This is a genomic window from Streptomyces sp. NPDC054794, from assembly GCF_053611585.1.
This window is the reverse complement of record NZ_JBSHAQ010000083.1, coordinates 1-15811: the sequence shown is the minus strand read 5'-3', so window position 1 is coordinate 15811 and position 15811 is coordinate 1. Positions and strand designations below refer to the sequence as shown.

The 15811-nt window shown below is 69.3% G+C and carries 12 protein-coding genes and 3 pseudogenes; 6 read left to right on the top strand and 9 right to left on the bottom strand.

The genetic code is table 11. The annotated features are described in order from the left end of the window. Positions 1–1029: 1029 nt before the first annotated feature. The gene (locus ACWGKT_RS45250; protein ID WP_453278305.1) at positions 1030–1251 is read right to left on the bottom strand and encodes a hypothetical protein; all 222 of its coding nucleotides are present in this window, start codon (positions 1249–1251) and stop codon (positions 1030–1032) included. Between the two features lie 365 nt (positions 1252–1616). On the opposite strand from ACWGKT_RS45250, the gene ACWGKT_RS45245 reads away from it, so the two are divergent. The 3 genes and pseudogenes from ACWGKT_RS45245 to ACWGKT_RS45235 all read left to right on the top strand — a co-directional run. Next, positions 1617–3074 carry a hypothetical protein gene (locus ACWGKT_RS45245; RefSeq protein ID WP_453278304.1) on the top strand — a complete coding sequence of 486 codons (1458 nt, stop codon included), beginning with the start codon at positions 1617–1619 and terminating at the stop codon, positions 3072–3074. Next, entirely contained in the window at positions 3071–3868 is a 798-nt protein-coding gene (locus tag ACWGKT_RS45240; RefSeq protein ID WP_453278303.1) for a hypothetical protein, read from the top strand. The genes ACWGKT_RS45245 and ACWGKT_RS45240 overlap by 4 nt, the downstream gene beginning before the upstream one ends. 295 nt (positions 3869–4163) lie before the next feature. Beyond that, a pseudogene (locus ACWGKT_RS45235) lies at positions 4164–4355 on the top strand (IS5/IS1182 family transposase); the annotation flags it as partial. An 84-nt stretch (positions 4356–4439) separates the two neighbouring features. Here the strand turns inward: ACWGKT_RS45235 and ACWGKT_RS45230 are convergent. Together ACWGKT_RS45230 and ACWGKT_RS45225 are read right to left on the bottom strand one after the other, a co-directional pair. Then, positions 4440–5354 (bottom strand): hypothetical protein, encoded by a 915-nt coding sequence (locus ACWGKT_RS45230; RefSeq protein WP_453278302.1) that lies wholly within the window; start codon positions 5352–5354, stop codon positions 4440–4442. 75 nt (positions 5355–5429) lie between these two features. Next, entirely contained in the window at positions 5430–7343 is a 1914-nt protein-coding gene (locus ACWGKT_RS45225; protein WP_453278301.1) for a hypothetical protein, read from the bottom strand. Positions 7344–7647: 304 nt separating this feature from the next. On the opposite strand from ACWGKT_RS45225, the pseudogene ACWGKT_RS45220 reads away from it, so the two are divergent. Continuing rightward, positions 7648–8172, top strand: a pseudogene (locus tag ACWGKT_RS45220) (IS701 family transposase); the annotation flags it as partial. Between the two features lie 47 nt (positions 8173–8219). Next, entirely contained in the window at positions 8220–8915 is a 696-nt protein-coding gene (locus ACWGKT_RS45215; protein ID WP_453278316.1) for a hypothetical protein, read from the top strand. 197 nt (positions 8916–9112) lie between these two features. Here the strand turns inward: ACWGKT_RS45215 and ACWGKT_RS45210 are convergent, their stop codons facing one another. The 6 genes from ACWGKT_RS45210 to ACWGKT_RS45185 all read right to left on the bottom strand — a co-directional run bounded on the left by ACWGKT_RS45210 (position 9113) and on the right by ACWGKT_RS45185 (position 14830). After that, on the bottom strand, positions 9113–9820 hold the full coding sequence (locus tag ACWGKT_RS45210) for a hypothetical protein (RefSeq protein ID WP_453278300.1): 708 nt from the start codon (positions 9818–9820) through the stop codon (positions 9113–9115). Positions 9821–9920: 100 nt separating this feature from the next. Then, entirely contained in the window at positions 9921–11810 is a 1890-nt protein-coding gene (locus ACWGKT_RS45205) for an ABC transporter ATP-binding protein (protein ID WP_453278299.1), read from the bottom strand. Between the two features lie 108 nt (positions 11811–11918). Next, on the bottom strand, positions 11919–12641 hold the full coding sequence (locus tag ACWGKT_RS45200) for a lasso peptide biosynthesis B2 protein (protein WP_453278298.1): 723 nt from the start codon (positions 12639–12641) through the stop codon (positions 11919–11921). Beyond that, positions 12641–14395, bottom strand: coding sequence for an asparagine synthase-related protein (locus ACWGKT_RS45195; RefSeq protein WP_453278297.1), 1755 nt, complete (start codon positions 14393–14395; stop codon positions 12641–12643). The genes ACWGKT_RS45200 and ACWGKT_RS45195 overlap by 1 nt, the downstream gene beginning before the upstream one ends. 87 nt (positions 14396–14482) lie before the next feature. Further along, positions 14483–14617: a hypothetical protein gene (locus ACWGKT_RS45190; RefSeq protein WP_453278296.1), complete on the bottom strand. Its 135-nt coding sequence runs from the start codon at positions 14615–14617 to the stop codon at positions 14483–14485. A 90-nt stretch (positions 14618–14707) separates the two neighbouring features. After that, positions 14708–14830: a hypothetical protein gene (locus ACWGKT_RS45185; RefSeq protein ID WP_453278295.1), complete on the bottom strand. Its 123-nt coding sequence runs from the start codon at positions 14828–14830 to the stop codon at positions 14708–14710. A 507-nt stretch (positions 14831–15337) separates the two neighbouring features. On the opposite strand from ACWGKT_RS45185, the pseudogene ACWGKT_RS45180 reads away from it, so the two are divergent. Beyond that, a pseudogene (locus ACWGKT_RS45180) lies at positions 15338–15811 on the top strand (IS5 family transposase); the annotation flags it as partial.

Sequence of the window (15811 nt, the reverse complement as noted above, 5' to 3'; positions counted from 1 at the left end):
GCTGCGACCACATTGCCAGCCTCTGCAAGGAATTGACCAGCTGACGGCCACCACACGGCCAGAGGTGCGTTGCCCGGATAGTTGCGTCCTGGCCCCGTCTCATTGGCCGGGCGCATCGTGACGGATAGCGCCTTGCCCGATGAAGAAGTATCCGCTTCCAGCGTGTGTGGGCCTTGAACCGCGATATGCCATGATGTATTGACCGCTGTAAAGGACTCATCGGGTAGGTCCATCCACAGTGTGGTTGGCCCCTTCGAGAACATGGCCAAGTTGCCTGATCCCGCGAACAACGTCCCGTTCACTGAGACCTCCGCCTGTTTGGAAGACCCGTCGCTCGTCAAGACAGGGAGCTGCCACGTCGGCTCAGTGCCGGCGACGATAAGCGGACCCCAGACGGTCTCCGTGAAGGCTGTCACGTCCTTCGCCGCTACCCCATGTTCTACACTCCTGATCAGGGTGCTATCTCGGGGTGCCGTGGCGCTCAGTCCAAACTTGATGATGCCTGCTTTTCCCGCACGGATGTCCACGCTCCGTTGGATGTCCAGTTTCGGCTTGGCCGACGGGTCCATGATGGCCTGCTCCCACTGACACCTGTTCCGACCGCCGGAGAACCCCACCAGCAGCCATTCATAAGGTCGAGTTGGAGCTCCGGCCTCCGGACAACCACTCGAATACACAAATGGTGTGACCAGGAAAAAGGCGCTTACGGTTATCGAAGCAACAGACCCCAGTAGGACCAGAAGCAGTACCATCAACGCCTGCCGAGCGCATAGGGCCGCCCGCTGTCGCAATAGCACACGATTCACGCCATCACTTTTTCAGCTGGAGGCATGAATCTCCATAAACACTACGGGCGCGTCGGCCGGTTGCAGCAGCGCAGACACTGAGCTTTTCGGCCTAGCGTGACGGTGATCTCGCTGGCGGGTGTATCCCGATGGGGGCGGTCTGCCCGCGAAGCAACAGGCTCAGCGGGAACAAGTGCGTTTCGAGGCGGTCGAGTTATAGCTTCGCGCGCACGTCCCCGGTCGATCAGGCAGCGAGCCCCAGGCCCACTGTGGGATTCTGGCTCCAGGGGATCTTCTTCTTGCGGTAGGCGTCGAAGGCGGTGCTGCGCAGGGAGTGCCGCGAGTGCAGGGCGACCACTTCGGGCGGGTTGCCGGCGGCCAGGGCCTGCTGGATCCAGCCGCGGCGGAAGCTGTGGCCGGTGATGCAGAGAGTATCCGGAATCAGGACCCGGCGCAGGCCCGACACCCAGCCGTCCGGGATTCAATCAACCCGGACACCCGGCAGGCGTGACAACGACCGCTTCGGCCGCACACGCCTCCCTGAGACAACAGACCCCCTGTGAAGGTATACGGGCGGGGAACCTGCTTCACGCCCCAGATCGGCGCACAGCGAATCACCCCAGATGAAAGCGGATCAGACATCACCAGATCACGCGTCAACTCTCGTCGTGTTCGAGTTGAGTTGTATTCGCACCGACCGGTGCTCTACCGTGCCAGGGACCTGGCGGCCGGCACGGCCGCCCCGGCGCGGGCACGAGAACGGGACGGCGATGACCACGACACCCACCCGGCCCGGCGGCCGCCGACGACACCTGGCTGGCGAAGAAGCTGATGGCAGCGGGCTTCGGCGGCCCCGACTGCGACTTTCCCGACTGCACCGCCGCCCGCGCCCGGCCCACTCAGGGCAAGCCCGGCCCGCCGCCGAAGTTCTGCGTCCAGCACAACAACAGGCGCGACCGGCAGATCGCGTACCGCGCGCGCAAGGCCCTGGAGACGGAACGCGCCGCGCGGCCGGAGCCGCTGCCCGTGGACCGCGCTGTCGCCCAGGGCGCTCGCGAGCAGGTGGTTCTCGCCGACCTGTTGCCCCGGGTGCTGACCGCGCTGCAGGCCGTGCACCAGGGCCAGAAGGCCGGGGCGGACAGCGCGGCGGTCGCCGCCCACCTCGCCGCGGTCCGAAGCGACGCCGACGCCCGGGTCACTCAGGCCGAACAGGCCCGTGAACAGGCCGTCCAGGACGCCAATCAGGCCCGCGAGGAGGCCGCCCGTAGCGCCCAGGTGGCCCAGGACGCACGTACCGAGCGGCAGGCGGCCCTGCGGGAGGCGGCCTGCGCGCTGGGCGAGGCCGCCGGCGCCGACCAGCGCGCCCACGCGGACCGCGCCGCGCACGAGGAACTGTCCGCCGTGCACCGGCAGCTGCGCGACGCCCACCAGGAACTCACCGGCGCGCACACGCAGTTGCAGGACCGCTGGCGTGAGCAGGAGACGACCCTGGCCCAGGTCACCGCGGAGCACCGCAGGCTGCTGGCCGACCACGGCCGCCTGCAGGGCGAGAAGCAGGCCCAGGACGCACACGTGGCGGAACTGTCCCGAGCAAAGGCCCTCCTGGAGGAGTCACAGCAGCGTACGGCCGTCGAGCTGGCCGCCGCGCAGAGCGAGCTCACCGGTCTCCACGCCCGGCTCACCGAACTCCAGGCACACCGCGAGGAACTCAAGGCCGCATACGAACGGCTGGCCGCCCGGCACGACGACGAACGCGCGGAACATCGCCGCGAGTTGGCCGCGCTGCGCGCCCAGCTCGACGCCGCCCGGGCAGCGACCGCGCCGGACGCCGGCCGCGGCGAGGCTGACGTCGTCCCGGACAGGGCCCACGAGCCGGACCGGCTGGTGCCGGCCGACAGCGACGGCGAGGATGCCGGGGACGGGCCGAGCGTGCCGGACGCCATCGTCGACCTGGGCGTGTATGGCGGATCCGGCTGGACCCTGGTGCGCTACGCGGACGATCACAGCCGCTGGCGGGTGCTGCGCGACGGCGAGATCGAGGGGGTCATCCAGCCCGAGCACTCCCTCACCGGCACGTCGCTGCTGGGCTGGTCGGCGCGCACGAGTAGCACCGTGCGACTGCACCCGCCGCACAGGCACGAGCACTACGCCAACCGTGAGCAGGCGGCGGGCGCGGTCATCCGCGACGTCCTGCGCCGGGCGCCCGGCGCCATGTCCTCCGCCGCGGCGGGGCCGCAGCCTTCGCGGCCCTTGGTGAACCGGCGCAGAACGCGCTGGTCGCCGCAGTGATCCCGCTGGCCACCGCCACCCCCGAGCGCGGCGGCCGGCAGGCCCGGCTCCCCCACGCCGTCCGCCAGTCCGCGCTGCGTACCGCGCTGCGCGTGCCCACCGAGGAGGACCTCGACCGGCTCACCGGCCTCGACCAGGCGGCGCTGGGGCGCGGCAAGGAAGCCCGGCAACTGCTCCACGCGCTGCGCGACCTCCGCCCGGCCGAGGAAGAGCAGGAGACGGGACCGGTCGACCTGAGCACCGTCGGCGGTCGCGCCTGGCGGCTGGAGCCGGACCCCGACTACCTGGGCGGCTACCGCATGCTGGCCGACGGCACCGAGGTCGGCGCCATCGCCCCCGTCCGCCGCCGCAAGACCGACGACGTCCAATGGACAGCCAGCCACCGGCGGCGGACCCTCGGCCGGAGCCCGTCCCATGGCGACCGGGATGCCGCCGCCCACGCCGTGATCAACGCGGAGAACGCGTGGGTTCCGCTGCCGGATCTGGACGACGAGGCCTACCGGCGCATCCCTGCCGAACTCCGCTCCGGCCTCTGCGGCGCGGCTAACCGGATCGACCTGCGACGCGGACGGCTCGCCCAGATCCAGCCCGGCGCCTACCGCCAGCAGCTGCACGCCGCCATTGGCCAGGCCCGCCGCTCCGCCACCGGACAGATGCGCGGGCAGCATCTGACTGTCCTGCTGGACGCCGCCCGCGAGGACCTCGGCGCCCCCGGCAGCACGCCCGCCCGGCAGTTGTACGACGTGATCCAGGAGATCCGCGCCGTCTTCGTGAGCGGGGACGACAGCCGGTGATGGCCAGTGTCGTCGCACGCCCCGTCGCCGGGCCGGGGACAACGCTCGGGCGACCGTTACACCTTCGCCGGGATACCGGCCCGCGCTACCCCGACGCGGGACACACAACTGGACCCCACTGTGAGCCTCGCAGGCCAGGACGCGCCCGGCAGCCCGATGGGCGGATCGGTGAGCGCGGACGAGAGTCCACGTCCTGACCGAGCTCCACCGGCTCCGGGACCGCGCCGATACCCGCGGCCGGCGCCTGGACAGTTACCTGCACGCCGCACTGCACGCCGCGCGGGACCACCCCCCGCTCGTGAAGGGCGTCCCGCCGATCCGCTCGCCCCGCGGAGGGCGACGGCGCAAGCCGGGCAAGCTCCACGCTGACAAGGGCTACGACTACTCCCACCTGCGGCGCTGGTTACGCGAGCGAGGCATTGCACACCGCATCGCACGCAAGGGAGTCGAGTCCTCGCAACGGCTGGGCCACCACCGCTGGACAGTCGCGACTCGTTCGGCTCACCACATGGGACGACTGCCGGGTAACCGAGGGCGAAACGAACACGCTCCTTGAACCTCATCGGCGCGATCACGGGCAGGATGCCGCCAGGACCTTGTCCGTGTAGTCACCGGCCGGCTTGGCCATCCACATTGCTTTGGTTTCGTCCCAGGTCCAGTACACCCCTCCGTTGAATCGTTTGATGGCCTCGCGTTGCAGCACTTGATCGTTCGTCATGCCCTTGTCGTTGGGCCATTTACTGTCAATCTTGTGCATGTCCAGGTACTGGCGTGCCGCTGCCTTGTGTTGATTGAACAGGGCGATGCCTTTCTGTACGTTGGCGCGCCAGTTCCACCGCTCGTCGCAGGTGGCCGCCGGATTGCACAGCTGCATGACTCCGGTGTCGCCCCCGGGGCCAAGCTTGGGAAAACCGTTCGACTGAAATTGTTCCATCCCGCTTTCGTGGCAGGCGATACGCGCAATATCTGTGGCCGCTCCACCACACATTTTGTGAATCTCCGCGCGAGGTGGGTTTGCGCCGATGATCGCCACCCGTGTCTCGGCTTCGAGTGGAACCCCGCCAACGGTTGTTGTGACCCGGATTCGTGCTTCGCCGCCGCGGAACTCCACCAGGCTCGGTTTCCACGCCCCACCGACCACGCCGCGCCCGAACTCATGGGAACCGCAGAACACTCCCGCGCTCGCGCAACTCCCCCGTTTCTGCGGCTCGATGATCTCGATGAGCCAGTCAAAGGCTGTGGTCGGTGTGGGGTCGGGCGCAATGCCGGTGATCTGTGCCTGGCACGCAATCACTGGCATGGCAGGAGTGGCGTCGATCAAAAAGGGAGGGACGCCAGCCTTGGGCTGCACGATGGTAAGGGTCGGGGAACCGCTGTTGGGTGTCGCGGCGGCGCTATGTCCCAGTGCCTGGGGGGCGAGTAGCTGGGTACTTTTGCCGACTGCGACGTTTGTCAGCATGCCAGTTCCGAGGGCCGGCTCGGGCACAGTGCTTCTCCTTCTTCAGACATCGGGCGGAGCCGGTCCGCGGCCGCATCCTGCGAGCGGACCGGCCGCGGGAGGTCATCCGCTGGTGGTGTGTCCGTCGGTGGAGATGGCGGCCGGGCTGGACGCAGAGGTGGAGGAGACGGTGACCCCGGTGTCCGAGGCGGAAACGGAGATCTTCCCCGGCAGCGCAACGGAGTTAGGGAAGATGTCCTTGTAGATCTTGGCCTTCGGGTTGTCGGTATCGGTGACGACCTTCTGACCGAGAGCCTCGCGATCATTGCCCAGCTGACGCTGTCGAACAGCCTGGACCTGGAGGCCGTTGGAGTAGGCGTCGAGGGCGTCGCCTTGGCCCAGGACGGCGTCGACGATGACCCCGTCGGTCCGCATGACGATCTTGTCGACGTTCATGATGACGCCAGGGACAGTGAAGGCGTTGCCGGTCTCGTCCGTGTAGGTGGAACTGGTCTTGCGCCATCGCAGATAACGGTCGTTCGAGGCAACTTCACGCTCCTCCACCATGGGGGGCTGGACCAGGTTGTCCTTGTAGTCGAAGATCGTGGAGAGCTGGGCGAGGACGATCTTTCGCAGGTCCTGCCGACGCTCCGGCTTGATGTATGCGGCGAGCAGCGAGTCGAGTCCCGACAGCGGGACCTCCCGTACAGATTCGCCGTAGCCGTTCCAGAAGGCGACGCGCACGTCGACCAGGTGCAGGATCGTGACGTGTTCCTGGTTCATCTGCCGAAATGCGAAGTTCAGCGTGCGCGCGACGTTGATGTTCTCCAGCTGCCGGATGATCGAGGTTTCCTCGCCGCTTACGGTCTTCACCTCTTCCGAGGTGTTCACTTGCACGTCACGCTTGGCCGAGGCCTTGGCCGCGTGTTTGTTGACCGCACTACTCATGTTTTTTGCGAACTGTTCGCGCTGAGAGGCGGTGGCGCCCTTGACGCCACCGCTGACCTTGGCGCTGGCGAAGCCCCAGGATCCTTCCGCCTCCGCCTCGACATGCCATTCCAGGCTCTTCTGGTTGGCCTGCTTGTCTGAATTCTCGTGCTGGACGGTGTTCTCGAAGTCGTCAGCGCTCGACTTGGAGAACGAGTCGAGCACGCTGGATGCCGATTTGCTGTCAGTCTCGGTCTTTCGGTACGTCTTGATGCTGATGGTGGTTTTCTCGCCGGGCAACAGGCTGAAAGTCTTGATAGTCCGGCCCGCGCCGTACTGGCCCAGGAAGGACGAGAACCGATACGACTCCACAAGCGCGATCTGCGGCTCTCCGGCGGGGAGGTCGGAGGACGGTGCCGCCTGCGGGAAGGGATCCGGCAGGAAGTCGTACGCGTACTCGCCCCAGAGGGTGCGGCGCACCGTCAGTCGTCGGCCCGCGCTGAGCATCTCGGCGACATGCCCGACGTCCAGATCGGTGATCTCCGGTTGGGTCCGCTGACTGCCCAGCGCAGCGTCGGAGAGAACCGCACCGCGCAGGGCGCGCGGCAGGTGTGTGATCTCGCTCGTGCCCGGGGTGTCGTCCACCACGTCCCTGGCGGACTCGCGTGCGCCGTCGACACCCCCGACGGTGGAGGTCGCAGCGACACCCCCCACGGCGAGCGGCTGCAGATTGGCTGCTGCCTGGCCGTAGCGCAGCCCCTTGGCGAGCACGCTGGTGGTCGCGGTGTCGAGCACACCGCCGCTGGAGGCGACTACGCTGTGCGTAGAGAACAGCCCCGCGTGAGTGGCCGCCGGGTTCTTGATCCCTGGAAATGTCTTGAGGTCGCCGGTTCGCAGCAGCTTGGCGATGTCGGCGCCCGTCGCCTGCGACAGACCCTGCGCGGGAGTGCGTTCCGGAGCCTTGAAAGCGTCCGGCAGGAACCAGTTCGTGGGATCGTCCAGGTCGAGTGCGATAATGTTCCGCCCGCTGTACGAGGTGGGCTCCGGAACGTTGTAGCTGAGAACGGATGCCTTGCCGTTCGGGTCGAATTTTGAGATCGGCTCAGCCATCAAGTCTCCCTCTAATGGGTGCGCCGCCTCGCTCTCGCCGAGGAAGCCTTTGCGTAGATCATGACCGCCCCGACCCACTCTGAAATCGTCTCAATGGGCGAATTTTTGATATTCGTCGACGCATTCGGGGCATGCGTTCGGCGTGTGAACCGCTCAGAGGATGATGTGCCGCGGTGACATCTCGCGGTGATGGTCGCCCCTGCTCATGGCGAGAAGAGCGGCGTGATCGTCAGGTTCCTCGGGCGGGCTGGTACTACAGCCTCAGATCATGTGACTGGTGATCGGTGCTGATCGTTGTCCGGTCATGCTGATGGATGTGAGTGCGGAGCATGTTGAGGGCTGGGCGGAGGAACTGGCTGCCTTGACGGGCGGGTTGGGGCATCTGTTTGCCCGGCCGGAGCCGCGGGAGGTGTTCGCGGATCTCGTAGAGGGGCTGCTGTCGGGCCTGGCCAGGAAGAACGGCTGGACGATGGCCGAGCGGGCGGGGCATGCCACCCCGCACCGGATCCAGAAGTTTTTGGTTGAGGCGTCCTGGAGCGCGGACGGACTGCTAGCCGAGGTGCAGGCGTACGTGGCACGGGAGTTGGGGGATCCGGGCGCGACGCTGGTGCTGGACGACACGCAGGTGATCAAGAAGGGGGACAAGTCCGTCGGGGTCGCCCACCAGCACTGCGGGACGACCGGTGACGTCCGCAACTGCCAGGTCATGGTGATGCTCACCTACGCCGCCGCGAGTGGTCACACCTTCTGCGACCGGCGCCTGTACCTGCCGCAGTCCTGGACGAAGGACCGCGAGCGGTGCCGGGCGGCCGGGGTGCCCGACGAGGTCGCCTTCACCACCAAGCCGCACCTGGGCCTCGCCATGCTGGAGGCCGCGTGGTCGGCGGCCTGCCGTTCTCCTGGGTGGCCGCGGACGCGGACTACGGCAAGGACCCCGCCCTCAGGTCCTGGCTGCAGGAGCGGAAGATCCGCTATGTACTCGCGGTGCCCATCACGCTGCCGGTTCAGGGTCCGCCGGGCAAGCCGTACCTGCCGAAGGTCGCGGCGGCCGGTGACCTGCTGCACCATGCCACAGTGCGCGAGAAGTGGGAGCGCCGCAGCCAGGGCGAGGGCTCCAAGGGGCAGCGCGCCTACGACTGGGCCTGGTTCGAGGTCACCCTGCCCGGACAGATGCCGGCCGACGGCTTCGCCCACCGGCTGCTGATACGCCGCAGCACCGACAAGAAGCAACTGGCCGGCGTCCGCGTCGACTACGAGTACGCGTACTTCCTGATCCATGCCCCCGCCGCCGACCCGGTCACCGAGGCGATTGTGAGGGCCGGGGTCCGCTGGAAGATCGAGGAGAACAACGAACTCGCCAAGCAGATCACCGGCCTCGGCCAGTACCAGGTCCGCCGCTGGACCTCCTGGCACCGGCACGTCACCTGCGCGATGCTCGCCCTGGCCTTCCTGACCGTCCAGCGCGCCCGCCACCCCGACCCGGAACCAGACACCGAGGCCGAGCCCACCGGCTGGGCCCCGGCAGACGAGGGAAAAGCGCAGGAGACGGTGGGAAGAAGCACCTTCCGCTGATCCGGCTGACCGTCCCGGCCCTCGCCTTTCTCCTCGCGGCCACCGCCCTTACCGCCCACCACAGCGACGCCTACCACCTCAAGCAGCACCACTGGCGAGCCATGCATCAGACCCGGGCCACCGTCAGCCGCTACAACCGGCGCGGCGACCCTCTGCCCGCCCGCCTCCGCCCCTGGCGACAACCCGAACACAACCGATCACAACCTCAAGATCTGAGGCTGTAGTACCAGGCGCATGACTTCGTGCTTGCGGACGCCCAGCTCACTGGCAATGTCGGGCGAGCTTCTGCCCTTGTGGTGGTACTCGTTCTCCAGCCAAGTGCGCGAGATGACTTTCGTGAGGTAGCCGGCAGGCCGGCGCGTCCGCTTGGGGATTCCGGCCTCGTGGATCGCGAGGGCGACGGTGCTGTGGCTGCAGCCGGCAAGCTCCGCGATCCGGTCGAGCGTCAATCGTTGTTCCTGGTAGAGATAGCGGAGTCGGGTGGAAGCGAGAGGGCCGGTGCGGGGAACGCCCTTGGGCCGGGCCTGTCGTGTTCGGGGCGAGCGCAGCTCGTGCGGAAGCGGGATGGAAAGAGCACGGCTTTCGAAGTAGAGCCGCAGGTGTGTCGTGGTGAGCCCGAGGTCCTTTGCCAGTTCACGTTCGACGGGTGATTGTGCGGCGAGTTCGGCTGCGAGAGAGGTGCTGATCATCGCGTCGTCGTGGCCGGGCCAGTGCGGGATCTCGACCCAGTGGGAGGGTGGCTCCCATTGGAGCGGCTCGTTGATGTTGAAGCGTCTCAGGTCAGCTTCGGCCTGGTCGTGGAGGAATTCCTTGAGCGGGACGGGCAGGTGTTGTCGGAAGTGGTGGTGGTCGGCGAGCCGTTGTCCATCCTCCAGCTCGGGATCGGCGCCCACAACGACCGCCACAGACCGTAACGAGTGTGCACCCGTCCCCGGATTTGCGCATTCACTGCGCATCCTCAGCCGACATTGCGCATCGACCTGCGGATCCTAGAACGCACGAGGGTCAGGCCTCGGCGCCTTCCTGCAGGCGGTGCAGTTGCGCGAACAGCCCGCTTGGCCGGGCCAGTAGTTCCTTGTAGCTGCCGGACTCGGCGGTGCGGCCGTCGGCCATTACGAGAATGCGGTCTGCGACGCGTGCGTTGGCGAGCCGGTGTGTGATGACCAGTGCTGTGCGTCCGGCTGCGAGCTCGCGGAATTTGTCGAAGACCTGGCGCTCGGCGCGGGCGTCGAGTGCGGCGGTTGGTTCGTCGAGGATGTGTACGGCGGCATCGGCGTGGAAGGACCGTGCGAGCGCGATCCGTTGCCATTGGCCCCCTGACAGGTCGTGTCCGCCCCACCACGAGCGTACGAGTGATGTGTCCAGGCCGTCCGGGAGAGTGTCGAGGACGCGGTCTGCTCCGCTGGCCCGGGCCGCGTTGAGCACTGCGGCGTCGCCGGACTTGTGCGGTGTGCCGAGGGTGATGTTTTCACGGGCGGTCAGGGGCCAGCGGGTGTATTCCTGGGATGTCATCGCCACTCGCCGCCATACGTCAGCGGGTTGCGCCTCGGTCAGGTTCCTTCCGTCCCAGGTGACCTCGCCGGCGTCCGGCAGGTACAGGCCGGTGAGCAGGTGGACGAGCGTTGTCTTGCCCGAGCCGTTCTCCCCGACGAGCGCCACGATCTCGCCGCGTTTCAGGTCGAGGTCGACCCGGTCGACGGCCGGCCGGTCGGCGCCGGGGTAGCGGAACGTCAGGCCGCGTGCGCTGATGACGTCGGGGCCGTCGTCGGGCAGGGGGCGGGTGCCCCGGTGGGTGCGGTGGCGGTCCGCCTCGTCGAGGAATGCCGCCCAGTCGTCCAGGTAGAGGCCGGTGCGGAAGATCCGCGCGGCTGACCGGGTGAGCGTCGTCAACGCTGCTGTCGCGGTTCGCAGCGCGAACAGTGCCGTGCCGGCCGCCGCCGCCTCCAGGCGCCCGGCACCGACGAGTCCGGCCAGCGCGGCGAAGGTGGCGCACAGCGTGAGCGCCGAGACGGTGTCTCCGGCGAGCTGGACGCGCAGGCCCCGCACCGCGGCCGCCAGCGCCTCGGCCTCCAGCCGGTCGGACACCTGCCGGTAGCGGACGGACAGGAACCGCCCCATCCCCGCAGCGCGGATCTCGGCTGCGGTGTTGCGGTCGGTGCTGTAGCCGCGCAGGGTCGCGCGAAGACGGGTGTCGGAGCGAGTCGCGGTCGCCGCCGCGTGCTCCAGGCGCGCGGCCCGCAGTGAGGCGTACGCGCGCGGCGCGGCCGTCAGCAGCAACAGACCCATGAGGATGGGGTCAAGGGTGGCGACCACGGCGGTGACGGCGGCGAGCTGCGCAAGGACGGAGATGGCGCTTTGGACGTCGAGGACGAGGTCGCGTGCCGACTCGGCGCCCTTGCCCGCTGCTTCGAGCCGGTCTTCGAAGCCGGGGTGCTCGTAGGCGATGAGCTCGACGGACGCGGCCGCATCCAGGACGCGCAGGTCGGCCTCCCGGAACACGCGGGGGCTGAGGCGGGCTGCGGCCGCGCGGGCGGCAATATCCACGAGCGCGGCCCCGGCGAGCGCGGCGGCCGCCCACACCGCAGGCACAGCCGCTGCGCGCACGACGGGACCGACGGGTTCCCTGCGGCTGTAGGCGGCGGCCGCGTCCAGGACCGCCGACAGGGTCGTTGTCGCCGTCAGGGCGAGCGCGGCCAGCACGGCTGTTGCGGTTTGCGCGGCGAGCATGGCGATCAGAGCAGGGCGGTCGGCGTGCCAGGCCAGCCGCACCGTGCGGGCGAGGACGGCGGGCAGACGGCGGGCGGTTGCGGCCAGCCCGAGGGCGCCTTCTCGTTGGCCGTCGACGTACCGCATGACCGGCGCGGGGCCGACAGCGGGGGCGGGTTCAGCAGTCACCCATCTGGTGTAGAGGTCCCGTCCGCCGCCCGGCACACCGGTTTACGCGACCGCCTGCCCCAGAAGGGCAGGTAGGCCGCCGGAGACGTCAGTTCCGCGCCACGTAATTCACCCGTTCGGGTGAATGGGGGGTGTGGCGGCGACCCCGACCCAGGGGCGTCGCGGGTCGTCGGCGTCGCGCCCGGACAGGCCGAACGCCCCGTGCTGGGTCCATACCCAGGCGTGCGCCTCGTTCGGCAGGCGCCGCGACCCAAGCACCCAGTGTGCTCGCCGCCCCTGCAACGCGATCGTGAGGACGGTGGCGAGCGACACTTCCATGCAGGCGATGCGGCCCGGCCACCAGGCCGGCCGGACCAGCGGCACGGCGGCGGCCGCCGACGCGGCCACGATCGGCGGCGCGGCCGGCAGGAATCGCAGGCAGCCCAGCAGCCGCATCCGGGCCCTCATCGGCAGCCGCATCACGCCGAGCGCCAGGGCCAGCGCCACCCTCGCCAGCATCCGCACCGTCCAACCGGGCCGGATGCACAGCGTGGCAACGGCGGTTACCGGGGGCATGGGCGGTGGCAGCATCGCCGAACCGTGGTCCGAGTCGGTGAGCAGCCCTGCCCGCTTGAGGTCCTCGATGGTAGAGGTGACGATCGCCTCGACGTCGCCGGGAACCTCTTCCGCCTGCATCTGCTTGACCAGTTCGGGCTCGGCGCCGGACAGCGCCGCCGACCAGATGCGCTCGGTGGCCTCGTTCATCCACTGCCACGTGCCGGTGGGCACGTTCAGCACCGCAACCGCGCCGTCGCCGAGGCTTGCCCGGTGCACACCGGGCGGTACCCGCATCACCGCACGCCCCCCGCAGCCGCAAGGCGGGCCGGGGTCCGGGCCAGCCACCACGACGTGATCAGGAAGGCCTCCAGCGCAGCCAGCGGCGGCCGGCCGACGCCCGCCGTCGCCGCCTCCAGCGCGGCGTGCACGGCTGCGGGGTCGATCAGCCCGCAGCCGACCAGCTCGCTGGCGTCGATCACCTCGTGCAGGACCTGGCGGCGGGCGCGCAGGCCCTCGTACGACAACGGCGTGAAGTGTCCCTTGCTCTGGCGGCCCGTCAGCCAGTGCGGCAGCTCGGGGCGTGCCAGGGCGAGCAGCGGCTTGTACACGCCCGGTCGGCGCCGCTCGCCCGCACCGATGCGCAAACACGCCCGCACGACCTCGTTGTCCAAAAATGGGCTCACCTGGGTCACGCCGTGCTCGGCGCACAGCGGCTCGCTGTCGCGCATGGCGGAGCCGTTGTAGCGCAGCGCGCTCCAGTCGTCCCACTCTCCGGCCTCGACCTCGCCCACCGCCCGCCCGGAGGCATCCAGCATGCCCGCGATGACCTGCCGCCCGTACGGGGTGAGCCACTGGGCGGCCGCGCCGATCGGGCACCATGTCCATACCCCGAGCCCGTCACCGAACGGCCGCCCCTTGGAGACTGCTTCCGCCGCCCGGAACAGCGCGCTGGGCCGTCCTCGTGCGGCTTCCTTCACCGCCCGCCACAGCGGGCCCGGCGCGGTGTTGACCCGGCGGGCTTGCGCGGTCACGGCCGCCCGCGCCCGCCGGGTCTGCCCGTTCTGCGCGAGCACGGTCCAGGCGGCCGTCGACGACTCCAGCACCACGTCCCCGCCGTGCCCGGTCAGGTGCAGGGCGGACACCCCGCGTGCGGGCGGGAGGTAGTCGGCGTCCAGCGGATAGGACGACACCGGCAGGACCGGCGAGTTGGGGCGGGCCGACGGCCAGCTGGAGAAGTGCGCCGTCAGGCGTCCTCCGGAGCTGACGTGGTGCTCGGCGCCCACGTACGCGGCGACCTGCCGCGCGAGGCGTGTGTCCTCGCTGTCGGCGAGCGGACCGCCGTAGGTGACGGCCACGATCTGGCTTACGGCAGCGGCGGCGATAGCGACGGTCGAGGAGTCCAAGCCGCCAGACAGGTCCGCGCTCACCCGCGGCCCCGCCTCGCGGGCGTAGCTCTGGGCGGCTGCCCACAAAGCGGCCCCGACCTCTCCGGAGCCCGCCTCCATAGTCCGTCCGTCCGGGCGGGGCCGGACGTCGGCGGTGCGCGCGGTGCCGTCTTCCAGGACCAGGGCGTGGCCGCCGGGCACCCGCTCGATGCCCGACCACACCGACCTGTCGGGCCAGTGCTCCGCCGATCCCACCGTGATCCGGGCCGCCAGCAGGTCCAGGTCCGGGCCGCGGCCGAGTTGCGCCGCGAGCAGTGCGGCGTCCGTCGCCCACACCGGGCCCCGGTCGGTCGCTGCTGTGAACACGCCCCGGGCCTCGGAGAGATCGCCGGCCACGACCGTGCGCCGCCGTTCCGTGTCGTGGACGACCATCCAGTACGAGCCGCCCAGCGTGAGGATCTCCTCTATCCGCCCGTCCGCAACTGCCGCGGCGACGCGGGAGACCTCGGCATCGCCGCCCCGGCACACCCCGCTCACCACGGCGTGGACCGCTCCTGCAGTCACTACCCGCACGCCGGCATCAGGGGTGTGCCACACCCGGGCCGTGCGCACGGCACCCGCTGGGGCGTCGAAGGCGCCCCCGGCCAGCCACTTCGTATCCAATTCCGTCCGCTCCTCTCACTGCTGCCGGAAATGCTGGGGCGGCGCCGCTTACGCCGCGCCGCCCCAGGTCCCGAAGGTGCCGGTCGGTCAGCCCTCCAAGTAGTTCGACTTGTCGCTGTCGTTGAAGGCCTGACGGCCGAGGGTGACCTCGTCGACGTCGGCCGACGCCAGCACCGGCAGCTCAGGGATGGCCGGGGTGGTCTGGGTGCTCGTGGCGTTCATGGGAGTTCCCTTCCTGTGCCATGACGGCCTGCGCCGGGCGGCGCGGCCGGTGGTGCAGCGGTGCTCAGTGGAGGGCGTCACCAGGAGCGGTCAGAGCCGGTACCACTCCACGGCGCCCTCGCGGTAGCCCTCCTGGTCGCGGCCGAGGGTCACCGCGTCGATGTCCTCCGCGTGCAGCACGGGGAGGCTGCTGGAGTGCTGTTCCTGCTGCATAGGTGGTCCTCCACTTCGCTCGCGCCGGGCTTTCCGGCGCACCGACAGCACACCGGTTCGAAAGCCCCTGGGGGAGTCGGTGCTGCACGGTGAAGGGCGGTGCTCGCTGTCACGCCGCGCACCCGGTGCGCACGGCCCAGGGCGGGCGACCAACCGGCGCCTCTCGGCGAATTACGATGCCGGGTAGGCGAGTTGAGGCCCGGCCCATACCCTGGAAGACCCGCCATTTCCAATGGCACTGGAGGCGTACCGCATGGGCAGGCCCCCGCTCGACAGGCAGTCGAACACGCTCCTGGCGCACTGGATGAGCCGGTGCGGACTGACCAACAACCGCCTGGCCCGCCAGATCACAGAGCGAGGCGCCGAACAGGGCATCACCGGCCTGGCCACCGGTGAGAGCCGGGTCCGGGCGTGGCTGAAGGGCTCGATCCCCCGCGACCCCGTGCCGCGCCTGATCGTGGAGGTCTTAGACGTCGTCTCATTTGGCGTGTTCGATAGTCTGGCGTCGTGGGGATCGTTGAGCGTCTCGTGCCAGATGAGTTGTGGGAACTGTTCGAGCGGGTGGTGCCGCCCGCTCCCTCGCGGCCGCAGGGCGGTGGCCGACGGCGGTACGGTGACCGCGAGGTTCTGGCGGCGATCATTTTCGTGGCCACTTCGGGCTGCACTTGGCGGCAGTTGCCTCCTTCGTTCGGTCCCTCAGGGCCGACGGCCCACCGGCGGTTCAGCGAGTGGAGCAAGGCCCGGGTCTGGGCCAAGCTCCACCGCCTGGTCCTGGACGAACTGGGCGCACGCGGCAAGCTGGACTGGTCCCGCTGTGCGATCGACTCGGTGAACATGCGGGCCCTGAAAGGGGGGAGTTGACGGGTCCGAATCCTGTAGACCGGGGCAAGAAAGGGTCGAAGATCCACTTGATCACCGAGCGGACCGGTCTGCCCCTCTCCATCGGCATCTCTGGTGCGAACCTGCACGACAGCCAAGCCC

Excerpts from the sequence above, each read along its gene's own strand:
- ACWGKT_RS45245 (WP_453278304.1), top strand. The coding sequence starts at position 1,617 with ATGGCAGCGGGCTTCGGCGGCCCCGACTGCGACTTTCCCGACTGCACC.
- ACWGKT_RS45225 (WP_453278301.1), bottom strand. The coding sequence starts at position 7,343 with ATGGCTGAGCCGATCTCAAAATTCGACCCGAACGGCAAGGCATCCGTT.
- ACWGKT_RS45200 (WP_453278298.1), bottom strand. The coding sequence starts at position 12,641 with ATGCGGGTACCGCCCGGTGTGCACCGGGCAAGCCTCGGCGACGGCGCG.
- ACWGKT_RS45190 (WP_453278296.1), bottom strand. The coding sequence starts at position 14,617 with ATGAACGCCACGAGCACCCAGACCACCCCGGCCATCCCTGAGCTGCCG.
- ACWGKT_RS45185 (WP_453278295.1), bottom strand. The coding sequence starts at position 14,830 with ATGCAGCAGGAACAGCACTCCAGCAGCCTCCCCGTGCTGCACGCGGAG.